The following is a 19,118-nucleotide window of genomic DNA, read 5'->3' as shown; positions in this document are numbered from 1 at the left end:
ACGAGTCAACGACCTGCAGGGTCGGGTATTGGTGTGCCTCATGGGCTGATCGTCGCTGGTATAGGTGGAGTCTTCTACAGCCTGAACAAAGTCGTGCATGTGGGGCTTTCCACAGTGGGAGCTCCTCCCTTCTTCATCGGCATCGCCACGTTTATCGGCCTGGTTGCTCTCCCCCTGTCCATCCTCGTACTGGCAGTAGTTGTGTACTCCCCTCCGCTCTCCGACTTCGCCAACCGTCTATGGCGCTATCGCACCCTTAGACGGGCAGACGAGTCCCTGCGGTGGACTGCAGCGTGGAAACTGGCTGGAGATCCGCTACGCGCCCACGAATTCATGGTTGATGTCTCTGATGAGGCCATCATGACCGCACAGCGCGACACAACCAGCTGACCCCGCCGGCTTCATCGCTGGCCCATTCTTCACCAACTTCTGACGCGTACTCACCATAGGTACGCGCGATGTCCACTGACCATTCGGTCCCTTCCAGATACGCGGCAGGGGAATCAATCGAGGATCGAAAATCCCCGCCCAGCGACGAGGTCACCCCCGCCAGCTGGCTTACGCCCGTGTTCACATTTCCGGAACCCAGATACGTAAACCCCAGGACACTCCCCGGTGAGGATAGCTTCGCTACCTGGTCAGCAACACGAGAGGCCACCTCACCAGGCAGGTACAGAAGCACAGCCTCGGCAATGACGAGGCAGGGAAGTTCAGGGTTGAAACCATGAGCAAGAAGCTGTCCTGACCAGTCCTCGTTGAACAAATCTGCCTCGACGACATGGAGTGAAACCCTGTCCGGCGGGCCGAGAATGTCCACGGGGAACTTGACCGTGTTCGGCAGGTCGACGTACCAGAGGTGCGTCCCCTCCGGCCACCTCAACCTCCAAGCGCGAGCGTCGAGGCCCGAGCCGAGGATAACTACCTGGCGACCACCGGGTACTACAAACTCATCTATGATCCAATCAAGGAACCTGGTTCGAAGACGCACTCCCGCTACGACTCGTTCCACGAGCGATGGTGGGAACGACTCTACGCTAGGAGCCTCGACGGCTTCTACCAGCTCTTTTGAGTAATCATCCTCTATGCCAAGTCGTCTTGCGAGTGCCGCCATGACCGCAGTCATGTCGCCACTGTATTGATCACTACCATCGGTCTCTGCGATCATATCTTTGACAACCTCCACTTATAGTACCGTCACACGGGTGCTGAAGTACCGTAGATGCGCTACGATAACTGGATGCAGGGTGCTCAGTTCGATTCGATGGCAGGGCACTCAGCACAACAGCGTCCGCCTCCAGGGGCCACCGACGACAGTAGCGTCATCTTTCTGCCCCCGTGTCGCCGGTTCCGGCCGCGACGGAGCTATGGAATGATGAGCTGTTGACACGTCTGTAATTACGCTAGGAGGACATTTACCCCATCTGACCTTGTTTGAGCTCTCGCCCAGCTCTCCACCCGGCCTACAGCCGCGGGATCAGGGCGCTTGACACAACTAAACAGCGTTAGGGGTCCGAGCACATGCTCGTCGCCAGCTAGATCAAGGGCGACCACCACCTTGGCCACCTCCCCACCTCTCTCCTTGACCGGAGAACGGACTGCGACCCGACATCGCACGAGGACGGTAGAGCCTAGATCTTGCTCCCCCACTCCCTGACCGGAGTGACAGTGAGAAGCAGGACTGGTGCAGACAGAGAAAAAACCCCGGGTGACTAGTCCGGGGTTTTAAGAAGTTCGGCGAGAAGAGGTACCAACTCTTCTGCTTGTGTCCCCCCTTGTAAGGGAGCGTCAATTGATCTTCGACGTATCCCAGGATAGCTACACCCTCACGCAGAACGCAAGAGGGCCCGGCCACACCCTGGGTTTTTCTGTATCCGCTGCAGGTCACGGCAATACTGCTTCACCTGCGACAACTCAAAATCAGGCCTCAGCGCACCCATCGCGGCGTCGCCTGAGACCACGTATCGCGGCCGAGCTTGTCTCGACCGCGGTGCACCTGCCCGACCGTCACGACTCCGCCGAATCCGAATGGTGGGCCCGACAGACACGCGCCGAGACCGTCACTGCCGAGGACATCGACGCGGCCAACCGATCCGCCCGGGAGATCAGGCGGATCTCCAACGCGGCCCGAACGGCACTACGTGCCCGCACCCAACGTGGCCAGATCGCCGCCTGGACGAAGGTGATCGCCCTGCCGGCAGGCTTCGTCGATGCTCGCGACTCCCTGGAGCATTACGCCACCCACTACGTCGACGAGCTCACCGGTGCCCGCGCCGCGATCCAACCGGTTCTCGACGCGCTGATCATCTGCCAGCGCTCCCCGACGTCCTGGGAGATCCCCGCCGCTCCGCTGGCCCGCCGTGGCCACTGGGCCGGCCGCGACCACTGGGTCGACATGGTCGACGCCGCTCTCGACGCCGCCCGAGTGCAGGGCACCGTCTTCGACTGCAGCCCCCACAATCTCCGCGCCCTCGTCCGCGCCATGGCCGATTACTTCGACCCCTCCGGCCGCGGCTGTACCGCCGCGGGCCCCACGATCGTTGCCACCGCGCAGGAACACCACGGCGCTACTATCTCCGAGTCCACCGGCTGCCGGCGGCTGAACACCATCCGCCGCGTCCTGGAGGAGCACGACATGCTCATCGTCCAGGCCGAGGGCCGCTACCTGACCTCCATCGAGCGTATGGCCGCCCGCTGCCACCACGGCCGCTCACAGATCCGTGCGGGCTACCACCTCGACGCCAATGTCCCCAGACACCTGCTGCCGGCCGGCACTCCCCCGCCGCCGGCACCCGCCTGGGCCACCGGCGGCCGCGGCCGCCTCGCCGACAGTCACATCACCGTCCTCCCCGGCATGACCCTCGCAGACGCGGTCGTGGCCACGGCGATCGCCCGCCGCGAAAACCCCGCCACCTGCACCGATGAACAGCAGTCCACCTATACCAATGGTTACTGGCGAGATTTTCAAACCGGTGAAAAATGGGTCCCCCACCACCGGGCGCACGCGCCCGCGGACACCCCCAATTCTCCCATCTCCACCAAACAATCGTCCCCAACACCGACAGAGTCGGCTTCGCCTCCTAGCAGGGACAAGAAGAGGGCTGCATCCGGGATTTCCCTGCGAGCTCGGCGTATCGCTGATGACCTGACCCGCCACGATCCCCTGCACACTTTGGCGACGGGGCCGTACGCGCACCTTTTGACCTGCGGTGACGGTCGTCTCTCGCTCAATGGCTTGGCGCGGCTGATTGACCGGCTCACCCCCGAGTGGGCTGGCACCCGCGACGTTCTCGCCGGCCTGGTCCACGCCGCGACTTCCCCCACCACCGGACACATCGCCCTGGGCACCCGCACCCGGCCGGAGAACCCTGCGGCCTGGATGACGGCCGTACTCTCCCGCATCGACTGGGATGACCCCGACGCCTTCCCACCGCGCTCCATCGTCGACGAGGCTTTTGGGCTGACCTGGAACGGCAGCCGCCGGGAGTGGCGACCCGTCGGATAGCCACCAGCAAGTTGACCAAAAACACCCTCCTACCAGCAAACACACAGCACAACCTCGCCCGAAACCACCACCACAAATGGGATAATATGAACCATGGCTACCGTGATGACTAATGCTCAGCGCACCCACGCCGACAAGGCACTCGCCGGCCTCGAACAGTCGCTGATCGCTGTGCTGAACCACGGCGTCGCATCATCCGAACGTGACCAGCTCACCGCCGAGCTCTCCGAGATTCGCTCACAACGTCAGGCACTAGGTGAAGCACACCCGAACGAGGCGTACCGGTGGACCAAGGCCGCTACCGCTCGCACCAAGAAGCTACGTCGCAAGCACCCCCAGGCACACACCTCCGCACAGCGCAGCACCAGCAGCCCCAAGAACCACCGAAGTCCGCACTGCACCAACCCAACCCCTCACGAGGCCGGTGACCACTCCCCCACTGGTACACACCAGCGCAATGACACCCCGCCCCTGGTACTGCCCCACACAGACGAACACCGCGAGCTCATCAGCGAGACCACTCAGCTCCTGCTCCAACGTAAAGCACGGCTACACCGATCAGCCCGCGTGACCGTCGGCGCCCTGCGCACAGCCATCCTCACAGAGCTCCAGCGCGTCGACGCCGACCTGCGTGCCCTGCCGAGAATGAGTCACCGAAAGTCGACGGCGTGCCGAGACCACCACCAGCACGCAGAGGATCAGTGGAACGACCATGGTGCTGACGTGCTCATTCGACCCCTCTGCCACCGCTGACCGCGGAGCAGGTTCAGTTGATCAATCGCTATCCTCGCTAAGCTGTGTACTTGCGCTTTTGCGCCATTGCGCTTTGAAGCAAAGACGATGCTGCGAACTGTCTCCATAGTGCTTATGTGCACATGCGACGTTGCGCAATTTCACACTAGAGACGTTGCGCAGTTGCGCAATGACGCCAAGGGTGATAAGCTCAATTGCGACAAAGCGCAAAGGGGCGATTGCCCTTTTGCGCACACTCGACGAGAGAGGTGAGGACGCTGTGATAGCTGCTGTGGCGAATACCAAAGGCGGAGTCGGGAAGACGACCAGCTGCGTGTACCTGGCAAAAGCTGTGGTTGATTCAGGTCGGAAGGCTGTTGTCCTGGACGCAGACCCGCAAGGATCAGCATCGGCATGGTCTGATCTCGTTGAGGCGGGCGGGGGAGATCCTGACTGGGAAACACACTCAGTGAACTTGCACCAATTGCGACAGTTCGCAAAGCAGGAACAAGCCGAGGACACTGACTATTTCATTGACTGCCCTCCGGGAAACCCCGAGCTGATCAATGCCGCAGTCAAGGCAGCTGACTTCGTCATCATCCCGACACAGCCGACGACAATCGATATGGACAGGGTGTGGACCACAGTTGAGAACCTGGGGGACTGCCCGTCAGTGATTCTTCTGACCGCGGCCCGCCTGGGAACCAGGCTTCTCAGTGAGGCCCGGGATGCTCTCACGCAGGCAGAGCTGCCTGTGTTCAGTACCGTCATCCCGCTGCGGGAGGACATCCGATCAGGGTTCGGTACAGTCCCGACGAAGCTGCATGGCTACAGTGATGTGCTGGCGGAGGTCAAGGAGGCTCTCAATGGATAACACGAACAGGTTCACTCTCAACAGGTCCCGGGGCGCCGCAGCGGCGAAGCCCCCATCAACTCAAGATGCATTCTCCGCGGATGAGCCGAGGCCGCACAAACCAGGAGTTCGCCTCACCGCCGATCAGATGAAGCGATTCAAGCGAGCGCTCGTCGAACGTGACGAGTCAATCCAAACCGCGCTGGAACGAGCGGTGGAACAGTACATCGCCGAGCCCACCGAGAACTAAGTCTATCTCTTTTCGCACATGCACCATTGCGCCATTTCGCATTGTCGCCGTTGAGTTCATCGGCAGAAGAGGAGCACAACATCATGACCACCACCAACACCGTGCAGAATGACCCCGCAGAAGAACACGGCGAGGCCACCCAGGCGCCCTCGACGTCGTCACGCCTCTCTTTCGCCGTGACGCAGATCTGCTGTGGGATTAGTCTGATCTTCCTGGCGAGCACGATCGTCAGCCTCCGCAGCATCATGCGGGTCCGCGGCTACCAGGAGATGGCCCGCGACAGGCTTGACGCCGGCACCTTCTCTTCCTACGACGCGGTACCCCACGTCGCATTCAGCTTCGCTGACTACGCCACCATCGCAGGGGCAGGGCTTCTCGTGTTCGCCGGCCTGGCCCTCGCCGTCGTAGCTATCGTGAGGTTCGTCAAGTCGAAGAAGCAGGCAGAACACCTCGCACAGTAACCCCTCACTTGCCACACCGAACGCCGGTGCAATGATCACCGGCAGAACAGGAGCACCCCAGCATGATCATCTCAGACACCCTCCAGATCGTCCTCGCCGACGACTCCACGCCCTCTTCAGCAAGTGTCTTCGATTCCATTTTCACCACAACCATGTATATCGGTGCCGTCGTGTCGGTCGTCGGAGCAATGATCGCCATGGCAGGCATTGTCTTCGACCGCAACTACGATCACGGTTCCGACCGACTCGTAACCGTGGGCGGCCTCGCGCTCGACCGCATCCTCGACGAGTCGGTGGACGCCCCCGAGCGCGAGGCAGCCCGCCGCAAGCTCGACGACATCCTCAACACTTCCGACCTCGACAAGAACGCCTCCGGTGCTGTCAGCGCCTCGGTCACCCAAGCACTGGAGCTCGCCGGCATCGACGCCCAGCCCGCACTCACCCGCGGCGCCGACGACGAGGACCGATAATGAGTGATGAGAGCAAGGCAATAGCAGACCAGGGCCGCGAGTCCAAGGATCTCGACCTCTGCCCGATCACTCCTGATGCTCCGTCACCCCTAGCACTTGCCGCGGACACCGCAGGAACGTTGCTCGGAATCCTCGGAGGAGTGGGGATGGGGATCACGCTGTTCGGCAGCACGTTCCGCCGTGGTGGCAGGGAGACCGAACCCGGTGACACGCCAGGTGATGTGGTGTTGAACATGTACCACGCCATGCAAGACACTCTGCCGCTGTCGCTGGGGGAGGTCCTGCCTGATTCTTTGTCTCCCGCGAGCGCGTTGGTCTACTACTTCATGATCCTCGGCGTCGCTGCGACCCTCTGCCTAGTTGTTGGCCGAGGTGCTGGATACGGCGCACGGCGCCTGATTGATCGACGACGTGAACAGTGGACTCTGCCGGTGTTCCTTGATGCTCGTAGCGCCGCTGGAATCACGACTCCGGAACGACTGACAAAGCAGACCACGAGGCCGGCACACGTCGTCGCGGCCTTGGTGCGAGGAAAGCCGGTAGGCCGACTGCCCTCCAACTCAGAGACTCCTGTACCTGGAAAACCGTCGGTCGCTACCTCGGACAGTGAAGATCAGACCACCACTGCGAGGCTGCAGGAGCGGTTTAATGCCGTCACCGAGGACTATGCCCGCGTCGAGGCAGACCCGGAGATCATGCTGGAAGCACCAGCAATCCGTGATGTCAAAGTGCCCACCACCGCCGCCTTCCACGCCGCCCTGCTTGATGCCACCACCGCCCTGGAAGAGTCCATCGAGAACCATGAACTCGCCGACGCCGTGAAAGCTCTGGAAGATGCCTGGAGTACCGCGATGGACACCGCACTGCACATCGGGCTGCAGGGCCTATCCACCGCCGAGAAGCGCCGCGCAGAACGCCTGTGGGACACGGCCACCGCGGTCACCGGCGTCACCGACGCCGAACGCCGCGCCGCCCGAGACCGCGTGATCGCCTACCTCGACCAGGTCGTCATCACCCTCAGTACCGGTGAAACCGGCCATCTCAGCGGCACCCGCGTCGTCGACGACCATCTCGCCAACGTCGCTCTGGCTGCCCCCGCGCGCCTCGCACTGACACGCTAGAAACCGCCAACAGAATAGGAGCACGCAACCATGACCACCACCGAGATCAGCCACCGCTGGGCGCTGGGTAAAACACTCACCCTGGGCCCCGGAGAATCACCCAGAGCACTCGTCCTCCTGGACCACCGAGACCCCGCACGGGCCACCGTCGACGGTGACAGGATCACTCTGACGTTCGCCAACCAGGGCTGGAGACGTCTGCTGTGGTGTCCCCGAAGGATCACGATCCTCCATCACGACGAGCTGGCCAGCACCCTCCGGTTTCTGATCACCATCACCGACACCGAGCAGTGGGGTGATCTCGAAGCCTTGATGGATACCCCGTACTGGAGCCCGTGGATGACCGCGGCAATCGGGCTGGAGGCGCGTAACGGGCACCTTCCGGCCACCGCCTACGCTGCCGGCGACACCTCGGATGAAATGATCGCGCAGTATCTCCAGGAGGCCCGACACGAAGCGACCTGGGCCTCCAACGACACCAACTAACCACCCTTTCACATCGCCGCCTACGACGAGATCCAGACCCAACTCGTATCGCACATGCACCATTGCGCAATATCGCATAGTCGCCGTTGAGAACATCGGCAGAACAGGAGCAACACGCCATGAAGTACATCGGAACCGTCATCGGAGCCTCCGTCGAGCACAAGGACCGCACCGAAACCCGCATCCGCATCGACGGGCTGGACAAGCCTCAGCAGATCGTCATCCTCTGGTCGCTCAACCGGTCCCCGGATGCTCTGCGTGACCTGGTCGACGGCACCCGGATCGTCTTCGCCGCCCGCGAGGAGACCATGAACCAGCGCACAGACGTCGACGAGTCCACCGGCGCCCCGACCACTGTCCTGGTCGCCATGGGAACGTTCTACGACGTGCTCACCGACCCGGACCTCGACATCGAGGCCCTGTATTCCTCGATGCCCACCCAGGATCTCTCCTTCACCGGCACGGTGGTCGATCTGGACTCCCGCCGACGGCTGATCACCCTGCGCTGCCTGCGTCACGGCCAGGCACTGTGCCTGCAGGTCAACGTCCCGGCCTCCTGTGCCGAGCAGGTCCAGTCCGTCGAGGTGGGCCAGGAGCTCGTCGTCACCGCCGAGGAGCGCTCCCTGACCTGGAAAGTTCACCTCGACGCCGCCGGCCGCCGTGCCACCGTGCCCCAGGTCCGAGCGACCGGCATCACCAGTGTCGAGCGCGCCCACTCACTGAACTGAACCGGCCTCCCGGTGGGGGAGGGGCTGCTACGCACTGACGGTCAGCAGATCCGTCCACCTGGTCGACCACCGCGGCGTGAGCATCGCCCGGCGGGTGCCCCACCGGTCATCCATCGCCGAGGTGCCCACCGTCACCGCCCCGACCGGTAGGGCGTCCAGCACCGCATCGAGCGCGGCCCGGTCGCCGGTGGCGTCCGCGAAAATGTCGAGCTGACCATCGTCCGGGATCAATCCGGTGGCCAGGATCTCCACCCGGGAATAGGCGACGTCAGCCCGGATGTGCGCCACTGCTGCTCTGGCGGCCGCGGCGATCTCTCTGGTCGACGCTGTCGGGGAGATCATCCCGGTCACCTGCATTGCGCGGTGTTTCACCTCGTCGTGGTGGCCGGCGGCCACCCCCGCGGTGATCATGCCCGCCCGCACCCCCTTGGAGCGCAGGCGACGCGAGAGTGGGTGTGCTGCTGCGGTGAGTGCCGCGGCTACCTGGTCGGCCCCGCTGGCGCGTTGGCCCATCAGCCGGGAGAAGATCATCGTCTGCGGTGGCTGGGTGGGCTGTTCGTCGAAGTCGATCACCGGTAGCCCCGTGAGCTCCAGTGCGGTCTGAGCCAGGGGCAGGGCATGAAACCGGCGCAGCCACCCGGGATCGGCGCGTTTCAGGCCGCCGGCGGTGGTGATGCCGGCGGCGGTAAGCCGCTGCGACAGTCGCCGGCCGACACCCCAGACCTCCTCGACGGGCAGCCGGTCGAGCACGGCGTCGACCTGGTGCTCGCTCCACTCGCCCACGTTGCACACGCCGCCGAACGGCCGGTGATCTTTCGCGCCCGTGCTGCCGATCTTCGCCAGTGTCTTCGTCGGCCCCAGGCCCACTGTGGTGGGCAGGCCGAGGCACTGCGCGAGATCCCGCTGGATCTCGCGGGCGGCCGCGGTCGCGCCCTCCCGAGGCAGGACGATGAATGCCTCATCGATGCTGTAGGGCGCCACCCAGGCGGCGTGGCTCGCCAGGATCTCCATCATCCGCTGGCTGATGTCCGCATAGAGCTCGTAGTTCGACGACTTGGCGATGACGTCGCGCATGTCAGGCCGATTTTTCAGTTGGAACCAGGGATCACCGGTCTTGATGCCGAGTGCTTTGGCCTCATCGGATCTCGCGACGGCACATCCGTCGTTGTTGGACAGCACGATCACCGGCCGGCCGCGTAGTGACGGATCGAAGATCCGCTCACAGCTGACGTACATGCTCCGGACGTCGACCAGGCCGACGAGCTGCCCGGGGCGCGGCAACGCGGGGGTGTCGATGGAGTCGCGCACTCCTGGTTCACCGCCGCCGGAGGTGGTGCAGGCAGGTGGTGACCACGCCCCAGATCTCGGCGTCCTCCCGACCGTCCAGTGGGATTGCCGGGAAGTCGGGGTTGGCCGGCATCAGGTAGGCAGGCGGGCCAGGTTCGAACGTTTTAACGGTGAACTCACCGTCAAGCAATGCGACCACAACATCACCCGCTCGCGGATCGAGTGAGCGGTCGACCACCAGCTCATCGCCATCGTCGATGCCCCGGCCGGTCATCGAATCACCAGCCACACGCACCAGGAACGTTGCCGCAGGATGGTCGATGAGCTGGCGTGACAGGTCAATACCCGGCTCGTCGTAGTCCTGCGCGGGGCTGGGAAAACCGGCAGGAACGGTGTCGGTTGCCGCCGGTATCGGCAGTGGATCACCGAGGATCACAGGAGCAGGAGCGGTCATGCATCAAGTAGAACACACGTTCGTCATGTGGTGCCACTGGTGCAGGTGGGATCGTCCCCCACGCGAGAAGAAGTACTGCCGCGGCGACCGCTGCGCTGGGTCACCTTGCCGAGAAGGTGATCTCTACCGGATGTGCTCAGGTGGACCAGGGAGGCCGGCTAGCGCCGTCCGCCGGGGCGGGGCGCAGAACAAGACCCAAAACACCCATACCCCTCCTCAAAGGCCCCTACGGCGCTGCGAGGGCGTCAGTCAGGCTCAGGGGAGTGCCCGGGATCAACGCCGCGCTGTGAGGCGTCCTGATCGTGCTGCGGGCCCTCCTGGAGCCACGACGGCAGTGAGTCCGCCGGCGGCGACACCGAATCCACAGAATAGGGATCGGCGAAGTCGTACGGATCGGGGATCTCGACGTCGACCAGCCGGTACGGCGAGTCCTCCACCACCACGGCATGCAGTCGGGAGTGCACCTCGGGCAGCTCGGTGCTCTCGACAATCCGCTCGGCATCGGCGAGCAGGTTCCCGATCACCGTGCGCGTCTGATTGGTGATCATCCCCGGCTCGGCGATCCGATCCACGACCCCGAGGTACCCGGACGTCCATGAGTCCACCTGGGAAGCATCCTTCGGCAGGCCCCGGTGCTCGGTCACCGCGGCGGCGGCCGCGACACCGTCAGACCCGGAGTACAGCGCCTCCCCGCTGCGGGTGTAGACCTCGATCGAGTCCACCACACCGGTGACCTGCTGCAGTCCCTCGACCATGCCGGTGTAGGCCGACGAATGCGATGACTCGGTGGTCCACCGCGGGTACGGGTCATTGTCCAGCCCGGCGATGTAGCGCTGCACGATGCCCAGTCGACTGTCCTCGGCCGGCACCGCCAGGGCAGCAACGTTGACCTGGTAGCCCGCCTGGTGGAACGCCTCGGCAGTCGCGGTGACCTGGGTGGGGTTGGTCAGCGTGTTCTCGATGATCACGTTGTACCCGGACTCCCGGGCATGGTCGATCAGTCCCCCCATCCACTCACCGACCGGACCGTTGGACAGCACATCCATGCGCTGGGGATCGGTGGCGATGATCTCGTCCATCATCGGATGGTTCAGCCGGATCACGTCGGAGTCCAGGACCACCGGGGCGGAGTCGAACTCGGCGGAGATCCGGTCGATCGTCCGGGACTTGCCGGCGGCTGGCTGCCCGGTGACGAACGTCAGGCGGGGAACCTCGGAGTGCTGCGAATCCGCATCCATCTCGGCGGTGAGGTCAGCAAGAATCCCGGCCCTGCGTTCAGCAGAGACCGGGAAATCAGCGGCGGTGAGACGGTCAGTCACGACCAGGTGATCCGAGACCACCGAGACGATCGAACTCGGCCCGCATCAGCCGTGTGCGTGCCAGCAGATCTTCCTGATCGGTGTCCACCGCCTCGGCGACGAACTGGCGCAGGGATGTGCGACGCGACTCCCACCACTGCTGCTCGGCTTCCGAGCTCGCTGCGCGGCGACGGTTGGAGTAGGCCACGCCCAAGGACGCGGACACCGACTTCATCACGTCGTACTCGGCGAAGTAGATCTGGCCCTTCGTAGGACTCAACAGCATAGAAACCTCCCTGTGGTTCTCTATCATTCTATCACGGAAAAGGGGCGATGAACAGCGAAAATGAGGTGACAAGTGACGACGGAGCGAGCCGGAAGGTGGTCAGCGCTCCACCCCGTGCCCCTCATCGCGCTGAGGGGCGGACGGCGCCTGTTCGGCGTGATCGGGACTGCCCGGTGACGGCGTCGTGTTCTCTCCGAGGCCGCGGGTGTTGGTGTCGTAGGGGTCGCCGAAGTCGTAAGGATCTTCGATGCAGGAGGCCACGATCGCGGAATAGTCCAGCTCCGCGGCCGCACCGAGGTCAATGCCCTCGGACGCCTCGGAGGTGTCCGGGAACGCGGGGGTGTGGGGCGTGGCGATCTCGTGGTAGATCTCCGCCAGCGGCGCAGGGTCGAGTCGCAGGCCGGCCGGATCGAGGAATGTCGCCGCAGATGCCTCGTTCCACCGGGTGTTGTCCACCAGAGTGAAGTCCAGGTCGATACCGTGCTGCGCGGCGAGATCCGTCATGAAAATACGTGATGATCTGCCGTTACCTTCACGGTAGGGGTGCGAGAAGTTCAGATCCGTGTGGATCTCGGCGAGCTTGTCGACGGCCTGGTCGTAGCTCGCTGCATCCCAGTCGAACCGGTTGATCGCACCGTTGAGCTGGCGCATGTACATCCCCATGCTCGCGTGGTCGCCGAAGCTCTGACCGCTCTTCGAGATGTTCACGTCCCGGTGTTCACCGGCCCACTCGTAGATGTTGCCCAGCAACGCCTCGTGGATGAACGAGAGGCGTTCCCCGGCGGTGTCCCCTTCGATCGGCAGATCCCCGTTCCTCAGGGATGCCGCCTGCTGCTCGGCGACGTCGTACTCCAGGCGCTGCAACTCGTCAGGATCACGAATGTCGAGCTTGTTGCGCAGAACCTCGGTGCCTGGATAGAAGTACTTCCGCCACTCCGGCGGGCCGGCCGGAGTGGCCATCAGGCGCTACGTGCGGTGCGTGCACGGTTCTGTTCGAGGAGTACGCGCACATCCTCATCGGTGATCCCACCGCGACGGCGGTTCAGGATGCGATCGGCAGAGAGCTGCATGTCCTCGGTGGTCAGGATGCGGCCCTCCAACACGCTGGAGTGCACGGCATCAACGACCGTCGCCGCGTCCTCGTCACTCATTCCGGCGAACACGGACGGGAACGCCTCGCGGTAGCCGTCGAGGCCCTTCAACGTGGTGTAATCGACCATGATTCGTCCCTTTCCCTCCTGGTTGCGTACCCCTCCATACTACCAGATGACACCCCGGAATGGAACCCAAAAACAGGCATTACGCTGCTGAAACAGGATAAATTTCGGGGTGTCCTACGCGGTCTGCAGCCCTCGGGATTGTGCTCGCATGCGCCTGACGGTGCGCCCGGCGATCTCTGCGAAAATCCCGCCGGTGACGAGCATGATCAGCAGCTCGGCGTCCGGGGTCAGGCCAGTGGACATCGCCGGGATTGGCGAGCGGGTCATGGCCCCGAGGAGCAGCGGCAGGAAGGCAGCAATCGCGACGAGACCGAACGCGGCCGTTGTCTCGATACTTCGCGTGAACAGGGATCGGGGCAGGGCGTAGGCCATCATGAAAACGAGGAGCGAGACGATCAGCATGAGGTACCTCCTGGGTGCGACGACGTATGGTGACCTGCATTGTACCGAGGGTAATGGGAACTACGCTGCGGTTTTGTCGCACGCGTACTTCCCGACCGTGTTGTCTGTGGGGTACCGCTACCACCTGTGCGTCCACTATCGTGGAGCGGTAAAACCACACGTTCGTCATCACCCTTGGGGAAGAAGGGCACGAGACCATGACCACCGCACAGCCGGCGCCCGTGCAGGGCGCCCTCTTCGACGTCGAGACCGACCACACCGATCCGCAGATCGGTTACCGCGGGCCGACCGTTTGCCAGATCGCGCAGATCACCTACCGACAGCTGGACTACTGGACCAGGACTGGTCTGATCGAGGCCAGCGTCTCCGCGGCCGCCGGCAGCGGTTCCCAGAGGCTCTACAGCTTCCGGGACATCCTGCTGATCAAGATCATCCGCAGCCTGCTCGACGCGGGGATCTCCCTGCAGAACGTACGCAAAGCACTGACCTACCTCGTCGACCGCGGGGTGGAGGATCTGTCAGGGCTGACCCTGATGTCCGATGGGACGACCGTCTACGAGTGCCGGTCGGCCGACGAGATTGTGGATCTTCTCGCTGGCGGTCAGGGAGTGTTCGGCCTGGCCGTTCCCGGCTTGGTCGCCGAACTCGCAGGCAGTATCACTGCCTTCCCCTCACAGCGAGCCGGTGCACCCGCACCGGTCGATGAACTGGCCGCCCGACGGGCCGCCAGAGCCACCGCCTGAATCACTGGCGGTGCGCTGGTCAGAAGAACCAGCCGACCCATCCGCCAGAGATGATGTCGTTGAACAGCTGCTGACCTGCGTTGCGCTCGGCCGGGGATTGCTCGAAGCCGGCGAAGGCAGCGATGTCGAAGGCGCGGTCGATAAACCACTGTTCATAGGCCTGGTACGCGGCGACGGGGTTCATAGAGTCCTCTCGGGGTATACGTCGATGATTGTTCGGGATACTTATCGTATCCTGCCGGATACCATCACCGCACGAGTATCACTGGGCTCGACGGAACCAGTCACGCATGCCGAGGAACGGGAGAAGGTTCATCTCGTAGGAGGTTATCCACAGGCCACCGTGACAGAGCGGGCTGTGTCTGATCGCGGACGATGCCTATATACATGCTGTTCAGGCAGTTTTCCCTGACGTGGTGTCATTCCTAGACGGCCGATGACATGGTTGTGACCCCGGTGGTGTGGGGTGCATCGGTGCTTTAGACTTATCGACGGCGCGGTCAGATCGACCGCCCTCCTCACTGCTGCGTGGCCCCCTGGTGCTACCGCGCGAGAGGTCCACGCACATGTGTGGACCCGCTTAGTGGAGGGGAGGTGAACACAATGGTGCACGCTCGCGACAGTGACGATGACCACGGTGAGAGGCCCGGAGACGGAAAAGGAAAAGCCGCCGCCACAATCCCGGTATGGATTGGCGTGGCGGTCGGCTTGGTCCAAATCGTCTCCGAAGTGCTCAGCTGGTTTAACTAGCTGAACACACCAGAGCACGCTGGTGCTCGACAGCCTCCGGAGGGTCCAAGCTCTGGGGGCTGTTTTTATGATCAGAGCGACTACCGAGGGCACGGGGGTCTCCCTGACACCTATTACCCTACATCGGTTTCCGGAAATCCACATCAGTAAGAGCGTATATCAGCATGTCAGTGTATATTTTCTACTGATTGACGAGGGGCAAAGAGATGGCTGCCGCGGGGCTCGCTACCGCTAGGCCCCCTTGCCCTGGTGGTGATCTCTACCTGGTGAGCTCAGGTGGTTGCGGGAGGCCGGCTATCGCCGTCCGTCGGGGCTAGAAGGTGCTGTGGGGGTTACGTCAGGTCGCGACGATCTCTCCGTGCAGCCCGAAGGATTTCGTCGAGACGAGCCCGCAGTAGCTCAGTGTCCTCAGGGCCATCTTCTCGCTGCGGTAGCTCGCGTTGAGATGCCTGATCTATCTCTGGCGGACGCCCGTTGGCGGTGTGCTTCGCCCTACGTTCAGCGATTACTTCATCCAGGTTCTTGACCAGCTCATCGATGGTGTCGTTGTAGGCCGCGGCGGCGCCTCCGGCGGTAGTGGCGGTGGCGTCCAGGTGCTCGCTGGCTTCGACGGCGAGCCCCGTGATTTCCTCGTAGAACGACCAGATGATGTCGTCCCATCCGGTGGAAACCTCCAGGACGTCTTCCATTAAGAGGCTGAGCTCGTCGTGGACGCCGGCGGTGAAGCTCGTGAGTTCTTCACCCGTAGAGATCACTACCGGGGGGCCGGTCACAGCGACGTCGAGGTTCGTCTGACGGTGGCGGTACGCGAAGAATGCTCCGGTGGCCATGAGTGCGGCGAGCACACCCATGGTTACAGCCATTGCGGGGGTGCTGATCTGAATGATCGTGATGACGGTTAAGAGCCCTGCGCTCACGCCCATCATCTGGTGCGTCGGGAGATCAACGAAGCGAACAGGTGTGCCGCTGGTCCGTATTTCGTGGAAGAAGGACTCGGGGTTGAGTGGCTGGTCGATGCTGCCGGCCGTCGAGAGGAGTTCGGCATCACGACGGGTAACACCGAACAGGTCGAACACCTGTGGTCGGATGTGGGTGTGTCCAGATGGTGCTGTGGTGGCGATCTGCTCGATGTCGCGAGCTACCTCACGGTAATGATCGCTGGCTAACTCCTTACGGTCGCGGGAGGAGAGGTGGGGACCCTTGGCCAGGGACCGCAGTGCGTTGCGACCTGCGTCCCAGGTTTCGGACTGACGCTGATCGACCAGCTCCTTGGTGGAGTGCTCGTCAATGCTCTGAGGAATCCAGGTGATCTTGTCACCGTCGTTGGTGTTCATTGTCATGTGGATCGCTACTCTCCTCGGGCCCACTGGGCTACGGCGTCGAGTGTGCAGGTGTTGATGCTACGGGTGTTCTCGTCGATATGGTCGATGGTCCAGGACGCGCCGCGCACGATCGAGGTGATCTCGACGTCGGTGGCGATCAAGTGCTCGACGTCGAGGACGTAGACCGCGATCTCGCGCGGGTCGACCATGAGCTCGGCGGAGCTACCGTGCAGCTTCGCACGGGACTGGCAGACCGAGCGCAGGATCTTGCGGTATTCCTCGCTGAGGGCCGCATTGTCGATGATTCGGTCGCCCTCGGCGACGGGGATGTCCTCCCAGATGCTGTCGGTGGCTCGTACCGGATCTAGGTAGTCGATGCGTACGCAGTGTCGCACCGGGTAGATCGTCGCACGCCCACGGCGGCAGAGGCCGAGGGCTCTCATTCCGTCGTATCGTCCGATGTGACCGCTCGACCTGCAGGGGGCTGCGTAGAAACCGTCGCGGATCTCCTGCATGGCCATGTCGTCGGAGGTGGGGACCAGGGCGGTCGCGCCGCAAAGGTGGAGGGTGGGAATGGCGGTGGGTTCCCAAAAGACATCGCGGCGACCGCGTGCGTCCTCCACGTAGCCCAGCGGTTCTGTCACGGTGCCACGGTCAATGTGGGAGACCAGGGACTGTGCGGTCATGCCCATGCGGGCGGCCAGCTCGCGGGTGTTCGAATACTGCCTCATGATGGTTCCTCGTGTGATGTTTGGAGACGCTGTTCTAGTGACAGTCTAACAGACGATTCAATCCATGGTTGAACCGTTGCTGTGCTTGATTATTTGAGGATGTCACGCTGCGCAGTGTTGCGGATAACGATCGGTATCCGCAAGGCCTCCAGAGGAGACGGGCTGCCTGGTGGGAGCCTTGTGTAAACCCCTTGCGTAATACAATTGCGGTACCGTACTATATAGGCAAGGAGCACGAACACACGATCGACAACCCCGACCCGTGTCCGGGTGAAGCTCTAACGTGTGAGACCACACCCATTGAACCCAGGAGGTAGATCACTATGGCCACTGTTCCCAACGAAAACGTCCTTGAACGACTCGTCCAACACTCGAAGGGGGCCTATGCTCCGTGGCCGGCGCAGGTGGCGAGAGTCGCCTTGCTGTTCTCGATCATCGCCGTCGGTATGGTCGCCGGCTTATCCCTCACCGGCATGATCAGCATGTGGTGGGCGATACTGCCGGCAGTAGTGATCGTCGGCGCGGTTGTGATCAATGTGATTCCCGCCGGCACCTCTGCCACCGCACGATCCCCCCACGCATAGGAAGACATTCTCATGGCTGAAAACCCCCGCGCCAACGTCTATATCCGAGGACTGCTCGGCACCGTATTTCTCGCACTAGCAATCACCGCAATCATCGTATTCGGTGGCGCGAGTCCCTGGTTTATTGCTGTCCCCATCATCTTCTTGGTGGGAGTTACGCTCTTTGCCATGGTCGGTCCTCGTCGGGCCTTCGAATAGGGGCTCACGCGTGACATTCATCGTTGTTGCTCTCAATGCCCGACGGGAAGTAGTCCAGTGAAGGTTGGTTACGCCCGCTGCTCTACCGAGAAGCAGGATCTCCGGGCGCAGAAACAACAGCTCCAGACACTCGGAGTTGACGTAGACCGGATCTACGTCGACCACGGCTATACCGGCCGCAAACGTACCAGGCCAGGTCTCGACAACGCCTTGGCCGCGTGCCGGGCCGAAGACTTCTTGGTGGTTACGAAACTGGACCGCCTCGGCCGCTCCATCTCCGACCTCTCAGCGATCGGTGACTTTCTGACAGGAGGTGGTGTCGCGCTGCAGATAGGGTCGATGATCTACGACCCACACGACGCGGTTGGGCGGATGTTCTTCAACCAGCTCGCACTGTTCGCAGAGTTCGAGGCCGATCTGATTAGCCAGCGCACCAAAGAAGGTCTGGCTATCGCGAAGTCAGAAGGCAGAATGCCTGGTAAGCGAACTCGACTGACACCGTTTCAACAGCAGCACATGCGTGACATGCTCACTTCGGGGGATTTCTCCCAGGCGGACGTAGCTCGAACGATGGGCCTATCCCAGGCGTGGGTCTCACGACTCGCTAAAAAATGGCGTGCTGCCGGCTTGCTCGACCCTGCCCTCCCTCTACTGATCCCCGACGACGAGGAGGCCCCAGATGCTGACTGACGTCACCGATACGGCCATCCGCACAACACAGAACTGGAGTCAGCTCGCGATCCCCGGCGGGGCCGGTGAGGAGATTCGAATCGGTAACGTCGTCGCCGCCGGCGGACTGTCGACCGGCGAATACGCTCTGCTTGTCTGTCTCGCGGTTCTACTCGGCCGCCCGGAAGAAGCGCCAGGAGAATTCGCTGCTTCATACGAACAGCTTGACGCTGCCGACCAGCTCGGCATTGCGTCGGTCCTTACGGTAGTGGCGAAACAGACTCACCAGGACGAAGAGGCCGCCGCGGACATCATCCGGCGCCTCAAATGACCTATTTGATCGGCGCGGCCGCGTAGACCGTGCTGCGTGAAACCTTGGCCGCCAGAGCGACCTGCCGCCGGGGAACCCCGGCCGCTACCGCGGCACGGATCAGGTCATCACGCCGAGCGCGGACCTGTTCGATCTCCCCGGCTATCGCCTGGAGCTCCGCGAGAGCGCGTGCCCGATCATCCATCCTGGTCCTCCGTGTGTTGGTGTCCTGTCGGCCAGCCTAAAGCACGCCCCGCCGAA

General features: G+C 62.9%; 26 protein-coding genes. 15 read left to right on the top strand and 11 right to left on the bottom strand.

All coding sequences use genetic code 11. From position 1 onward, the window contains the following. Positions 1-390, top strand: a 390-nt coding sequence (locus ACT3SZ_RS15205) for a hypothetical protein (protein WP_444620031.1), incomplete at its 5' end; no start/stop codon positions are given. Here the strand turns inward: ACT3SZ_RS15205 and ACT3SZ_RS15200 are convergent. Further along, on the bottom strand, positions 359-1,165 hold the full coding sequence (locus ACT3SZ_RS15200; protein ID WP_444620029.1) for a class I SAM-dependent methyltransferase: 807 nt from the start codon (positions 1,163-1,165) through the stop codon (positions 359-361). The genes ACT3SZ_RS15205 and ACT3SZ_RS15200 overlap by 32 nt on opposite strands. Positions 1,166-1,987: 822 nt before the next feature. Here ACT3SZ_RS15200 and ACT3SZ_RS15195 point away from each other — a divergent pair. The 9 genes from ACT3SZ_RS15195 to ACT3SZ_RS15155 all read left to right on the top strand — a co-directional run bounded on the left by ACT3SZ_RS15195 (position 1,988) and on the right by ACT3SZ_RS15155 (position 8,603). Then, complete coding sequence (locus ACT3SZ_RS15195; protein WP_444620027.1) at positions 1,988-3,502, top strand: hypothetical protein; 1,515 nt, start codon at positions 1,988-1,990, stop codon at positions 3,500-3,502. 93 nt (positions 3,503-3,595) lie between these two features. Further along, positions 3,596-4,255 (top strand): hypothetical protein, encoded by a 660-nt coding sequence (locus ACT3SZ_RS15190; protein ID WP_444620025.1) that lies wholly within the window; start codon positions 3,596-3,598, stop codon positions 4,253-4,255. Positions 4,256-4,436: 181 nt separating this feature from the next. After that, on the top strand, positions 4,437-5,108 hold the full coding sequence (locus tag ACT3SZ_RS15185; RefSeq protein WP_444620023.1) for an AAA family ATPase: 672 nt from the start codon (positions 4,437-4,439) through the stop codon (positions 5,106-5,108). Further along, positions 5,101-5,337: a hypothetical protein gene (locus ACT3SZ_RS15180; RefSeq protein WP_444620021.1), complete on the top strand. Its 237-nt coding sequence runs from the start codon at positions 5,101-5,103 to the stop codon at positions 5,335-5,337. Before ACT3SZ_RS15185 ends, ACT3SZ_RS15180 begins: the two co-directional genes overlap by 8 nt. 83 nt (positions 5,338-5,420) lie before the next feature. Then, a complete protein-coding gene (locus ACT3SZ_RS15175; protein ID WP_444620020.1) occupies positions 5,421-5,798 on the top strand; it encodes a hypothetical protein in 378 nt (125 codons plus the stop codon). A gap of 62 nt (positions 5,799-5,860) precedes the next feature. After that, positions 5,861-6,268: a hypothetical protein gene (locus ACT3SZ_RS15170; protein WP_444620018.1), complete on the top strand. Its 408-nt coding sequence runs from the start codon at positions 5,861-5,863 to the stop codon at positions 6,266-6,268. Next, a complete protein-coding gene (locus ACT3SZ_RS15165) occupies positions 6,268-7,389 on the top strand; it encodes a hypothetical protein (protein WP_444620016.1) in 1,122 nt (373 codons plus the stop codon). Before ACT3SZ_RS15170 ends, ACT3SZ_RS15165 begins: the two co-directional genes overlap by 1 nt. A gap of 30 nt (positions 7,390-7,419) precedes the next feature. Next, positions 7,420-7,875: a hypothetical protein gene (locus ACT3SZ_RS15160; RefSeq protein WP_444620014.1), complete on the top strand. Its 456-nt coding sequence runs from the start codon at positions 7,420-7,422 to the stop codon at positions 7,873-7,875. A gap of 119 nt (positions 7,876-7,994) precedes the next feature. After that, a complete protein-coding gene (locus ACT3SZ_RS15155) occupies positions 7,995-8,603 on the top strand; it encodes a hypothetical protein (RefSeq protein ID WP_444620013.1) in 609 nt (202 codons plus the stop codon). 27 nt (positions 8,604-8,630) lie between these two features. Here ACT3SZ_RS15155 and ACT3SZ_RS15150 read toward each other — a convergent pair whose 3' ends face one another. The 7 genes from ACT3SZ_RS15150 to ACT3SZ_RS15120 all read right to left on the bottom strand — a co-directional run bounded on the left by ACT3SZ_RS15150 (position 8,631) and on the right by ACT3SZ_RS15120 (position 13,550). After that, complete coding sequence (locus ACT3SZ_RS15150) at positions 8,631-9,911, bottom strand: Y-family DNA polymerase (RefSeq protein WP_444620011.1); 1,281 nt, start codon at positions 9,909-9,911, stop codon at positions 8,631-8,633. Between the two features lie 7 nt (positions 9,912-9,918). Then, on the bottom strand, positions 9,919-10,344 hold the full coding sequence (locus tag ACT3SZ_RS15145) for a LexA family protein (RefSeq protein WP_444620009.1): 426 nt from the start codon (positions 10,342-10,344) through the stop codon (positions 9,919-9,921). A gap of 245 nt (positions 10,345-10,589) precedes the next feature. Further along, on the bottom strand, positions 10,590-11,663 hold the full coding sequence (locus tag ACT3SZ_RS15140; RefSeq protein ID WP_444620008.1) for a zeta toxin family protein: 1,074 nt from the start codon (positions 11,661-11,663) through the stop codon (positions 10,590-10,592). Continuing rightward, a complete protein-coding gene (locus tag ACT3SZ_RS15135; RefSeq protein WP_444620007.1) occupies positions 11,656-11,922 on the bottom strand; it encodes a hypothetical protein in 267 nt (88 codons plus the stop codon). Before ACT3SZ_RS15135 ends, ACT3SZ_RS15140 begins: the two co-directional genes overlap by 8 nt. A gap of 105 nt (positions 11,923-12,027) precedes the next feature. Next, complete coding sequence (locus tag ACT3SZ_RS15130; RefSeq protein ID WP_444620005.1) at positions 12,028-12,888, bottom strand: Fic/DOC family protein; 861 nt, start codon at positions 12,886-12,888, stop codon at positions 12,028-12,030. Then, complete coding sequence (locus ACT3SZ_RS15125) at positions 12,888-13,148, bottom strand: hypothetical protein (protein WP_444620004.1); 261 nt, start codon at positions 13,146-13,148, stop codon at positions 12,888-12,890. Before ACT3SZ_RS15125 ends, ACT3SZ_RS15130 begins: the two co-directional genes overlap by 1 nt. Positions 13,149-13,262: 114 nt before the next feature. Next, the gene (locus ACT3SZ_RS15120) at positions 13,263-13,550 is read right to left on the bottom strand and encodes a hypothetical protein (protein WP_444620002.1); all 288 of its coding nucleotides are present in this window, start codon (positions 13,548-13,550) and stop codon (positions 13,263-13,265) included. Positions 13,551-13,747: 197 nt separating this feature from the next. Here ACT3SZ_RS15120 and ACT3SZ_RS15115 point away from each other — a divergent pair, with 197 nt between their 5' ends. Then, positions 13,748-14,293 (top strand): MerR family transcriptional regulator, encoded by a 546-nt coding sequence (locus tag ACT3SZ_RS15115; protein ID WP_444620000.1) that lies wholly within the window; start codon positions 13,748-13,750, stop codon positions 14,291-14,293. Between the two features lie 19 nt (positions 14,294-14,312). On the opposite strand, the gene ACT3SZ_RS15110 is transcribed toward ACT3SZ_RS15115, so the two are convergent. The 3 genes from ACT3SZ_RS15110 to ACT3SZ_RS15100 form a co-directional block, all read right to left on the bottom strand. Continuing rightward, positions 14,313-14,477: a hypothetical protein gene (locus ACT3SZ_RS15110; protein WP_444619999.1), complete on the bottom strand. Its 165-nt coding sequence runs from the start codon at positions 14,475-14,477 to the stop codon at positions 14,313-14,315. Positions 14,478-15,375: 898 nt separating this feature from the next. Next, positions 15,376-16,383 carry a hypothetical protein gene (locus ACT3SZ_RS15105; protein ID WP_444619997.1) on the bottom strand — a complete coding sequence of 336 codons (1,008 nt, stop codon included), beginning with the start codon at positions 16,381-16,383 and terminating at the stop codon, positions 15,376-15,378. Between the two features lie 8 nt (positions 16,384-16,391). Next, on the bottom strand, positions 16,392-17,096 hold the full coding sequence (locus ACT3SZ_RS15100) for a hypothetical protein (protein ID WP_444619996.1): 705 nt from the start codon (positions 17,094-17,096) through the stop codon (positions 16,392-16,394). Between the two features lie 323 nt (positions 17,097-17,419). Here ACT3SZ_RS15100 and ACT3SZ_RS15095 point away from each other — a divergent pair, with 323 nt between their 5' ends. From ACT3SZ_RS15095 to ACT3SZ_RS15080, 4 genes are read left to right on the top strand one after another with little or no spacing between them, the layout of a single operon-like run. After that, positions 17,420-17,680: a hypothetical protein gene (locus tag ACT3SZ_RS15095; protein WP_444619994.1), complete on the top strand. Its 261-nt coding sequence runs from the start codon at positions 17,420-17,422 to the stop codon at positions 17,678-17,680. A 12-nt stretch (positions 17,681-17,692) separates the two neighbouring features. Continuing rightward, entirely contained in the window at positions 17,693-17,878 is a 186-nt protein-coding gene (locus ACT3SZ_RS15090) for a hypothetical protein (protein ID WP_444619992.1), read from the top strand. 57 nt (positions 17,879-17,935) lie between these two features. Then, entirely contained in the window at positions 17,936-18,568 is a 633-nt protein-coding gene (locus tag ACT3SZ_RS15085; protein ID WP_444619991.1) for a recombinase family protein, read from the top strand. Next, the gene (locus ACT3SZ_RS15080; RefSeq protein ID WP_444619989.1) at positions 18,558-18,878 is read left to right on the top strand and encodes a hypothetical protein; all 321 of its coding nucleotides are present in this window, start codon (positions 18,558-18,560) and stop codon (positions 18,876-18,878) included. The genes ACT3SZ_RS15085 and ACT3SZ_RS15080 overlap by 11 nt, the downstream gene beginning before the upstream one ends. The last annotated feature ends 240 nt before the right edge of the window (positions 18,879-19,118 follow it).

Origin of the sequence: Corynebacterium sp. AOP40-9SA-29 (assembly GCF_052377405.1) — a bacterium.
GTDB lineage: Bacteria > Actinomycetota > Actinomycetes > Mycobacteriales > Mycobacteriaceae > Corynebacterium.
This window is presented reverse-complemented; position numbering and strand designations above follow the sequence as displayed.

Coding starts and splice junctions, on each gene's coding strand:
- ACT3SZ_RS15200 (WP_444620029.1), bottom strand. CDS start 1,165: ATGATCGCAGAGACCGATGGTAGTGATCAATACAGTGGCGACATGACT.
- ACT3SZ_RS15190 (WP_444620025.1), top strand. CDS start 3,596: ATGGCTACCGTGATGACTAATGCTCAGCGCACCCACGCCGACAAGGCA.
- ACT3SZ_RS15180 (WP_444620021.1), top strand. CDS start 5,101: ATGGATAACACGAACAGGTTCACTCTCAACAGGTCCCGGGGCGCCGCA.
- ACT3SZ_RS15175 (WP_444620020.1), top strand. CDS start 5,421: ATGACCACCACCAACACCGTGCAGAATGACCCCGCAGAAGAACACGGC.
- ACT3SZ_RS15170 (WP_444620018.1), top strand. CDS start 5,861: ATGATCATCTCAGACACCCTCCAGATCGTCCTCGCCGACGACTCCACG.
- ACT3SZ_RS15165 (WP_444620016.1), top strand. CDS start 6,268: ATGAGTGATGAGAGCAAGGCAATAGCAGACCAGGGCCGCGAGTCCAAG.
- ACT3SZ_RS15160 (WP_444620014.1), top strand. CDS start 7,420: ATGACCACCACCGAGATCAGCCACCGCTGGGCGCTGGGTAAAACACTC.
- ACT3SZ_RS15155 (WP_444620013.1), top strand. CDS start 7,995: ATGAAGTACATCGGAACCGTCATCGGAGCCTCCGTCGAGCACAAGGAC.
- ACT3SZ_RS15145 (WP_444620009.1), bottom strand. CDS start 10,344: ATGACCGCTCCTGCTCCTGTGATCCTCGGTGATCCACTGCCGATACCG.
- ACT3SZ_RS15130 (WP_444620005.1), bottom strand. CDS start 12,888: ATGGCCACTCCGGCCGGCCCGCCGGAGTGGCGGAAGTACTTCTATCCA.
- ACT3SZ_RS15125 (WP_444620004.1), bottom strand. CDS start 13,148: ATGGTCGATTACACCACGTTGAAGGGCCTCGACGGCTACCGCGAGGCG.
- ACT3SZ_RS15120 (WP_444620002.1), bottom strand. CDS start 13,550: ATGCTGATCGTCTCGCTCCTCGTTTTCATGATGGCCTACGCCCTGCCC.
- ACT3SZ_RS15115 (WP_444620000.1), top strand. CDS start 13,748: ATGACCACCGCACAGCCGGCGCCCGTGCAGGGCGCCCTCTTCGACGTC.
- ACT3SZ_RS15110 (WP_444619999.1), bottom strand. CDS start 14,477: ATGAACCCCGTCGCCGCGTACCAGGCCTATGAACAGTGGTTTATCGAC.
- ACT3SZ_RS15105 (WP_444619997.1), bottom strand. CDS start 16,383: ATGACAATGAACACCAACGACGGTGACAAGATCACCTGGATTCCTCAG.
- ACT3SZ_RS15100 (WP_444619996.1), bottom strand. CDS start 17,096: ATGAGGCAGTATTCGAACACCCGCGAGCTGGCCGCCCGCATGGGCATG.
- ACT3SZ_RS15095 (WP_444619994.1), top strand. CDS start 17,420: ATGGCCACTGTTCCCAACGAAAACGTCCTTGAACGACTCGTCCAACAC.
- ACT3SZ_RS15090 (WP_444619992.1), top strand. CDS start 17,693: ATGGCTGAAAACCCCCGCGCCAACGTCTATATCCGAGGACTGCTCGGC.
- ACT3SZ_RS15080 (WP_444619989.1), top strand. CDS start 18,558: ATGCTGACTGACGTCACCGATACGGCCATCCGCACAACACAGAACTGG.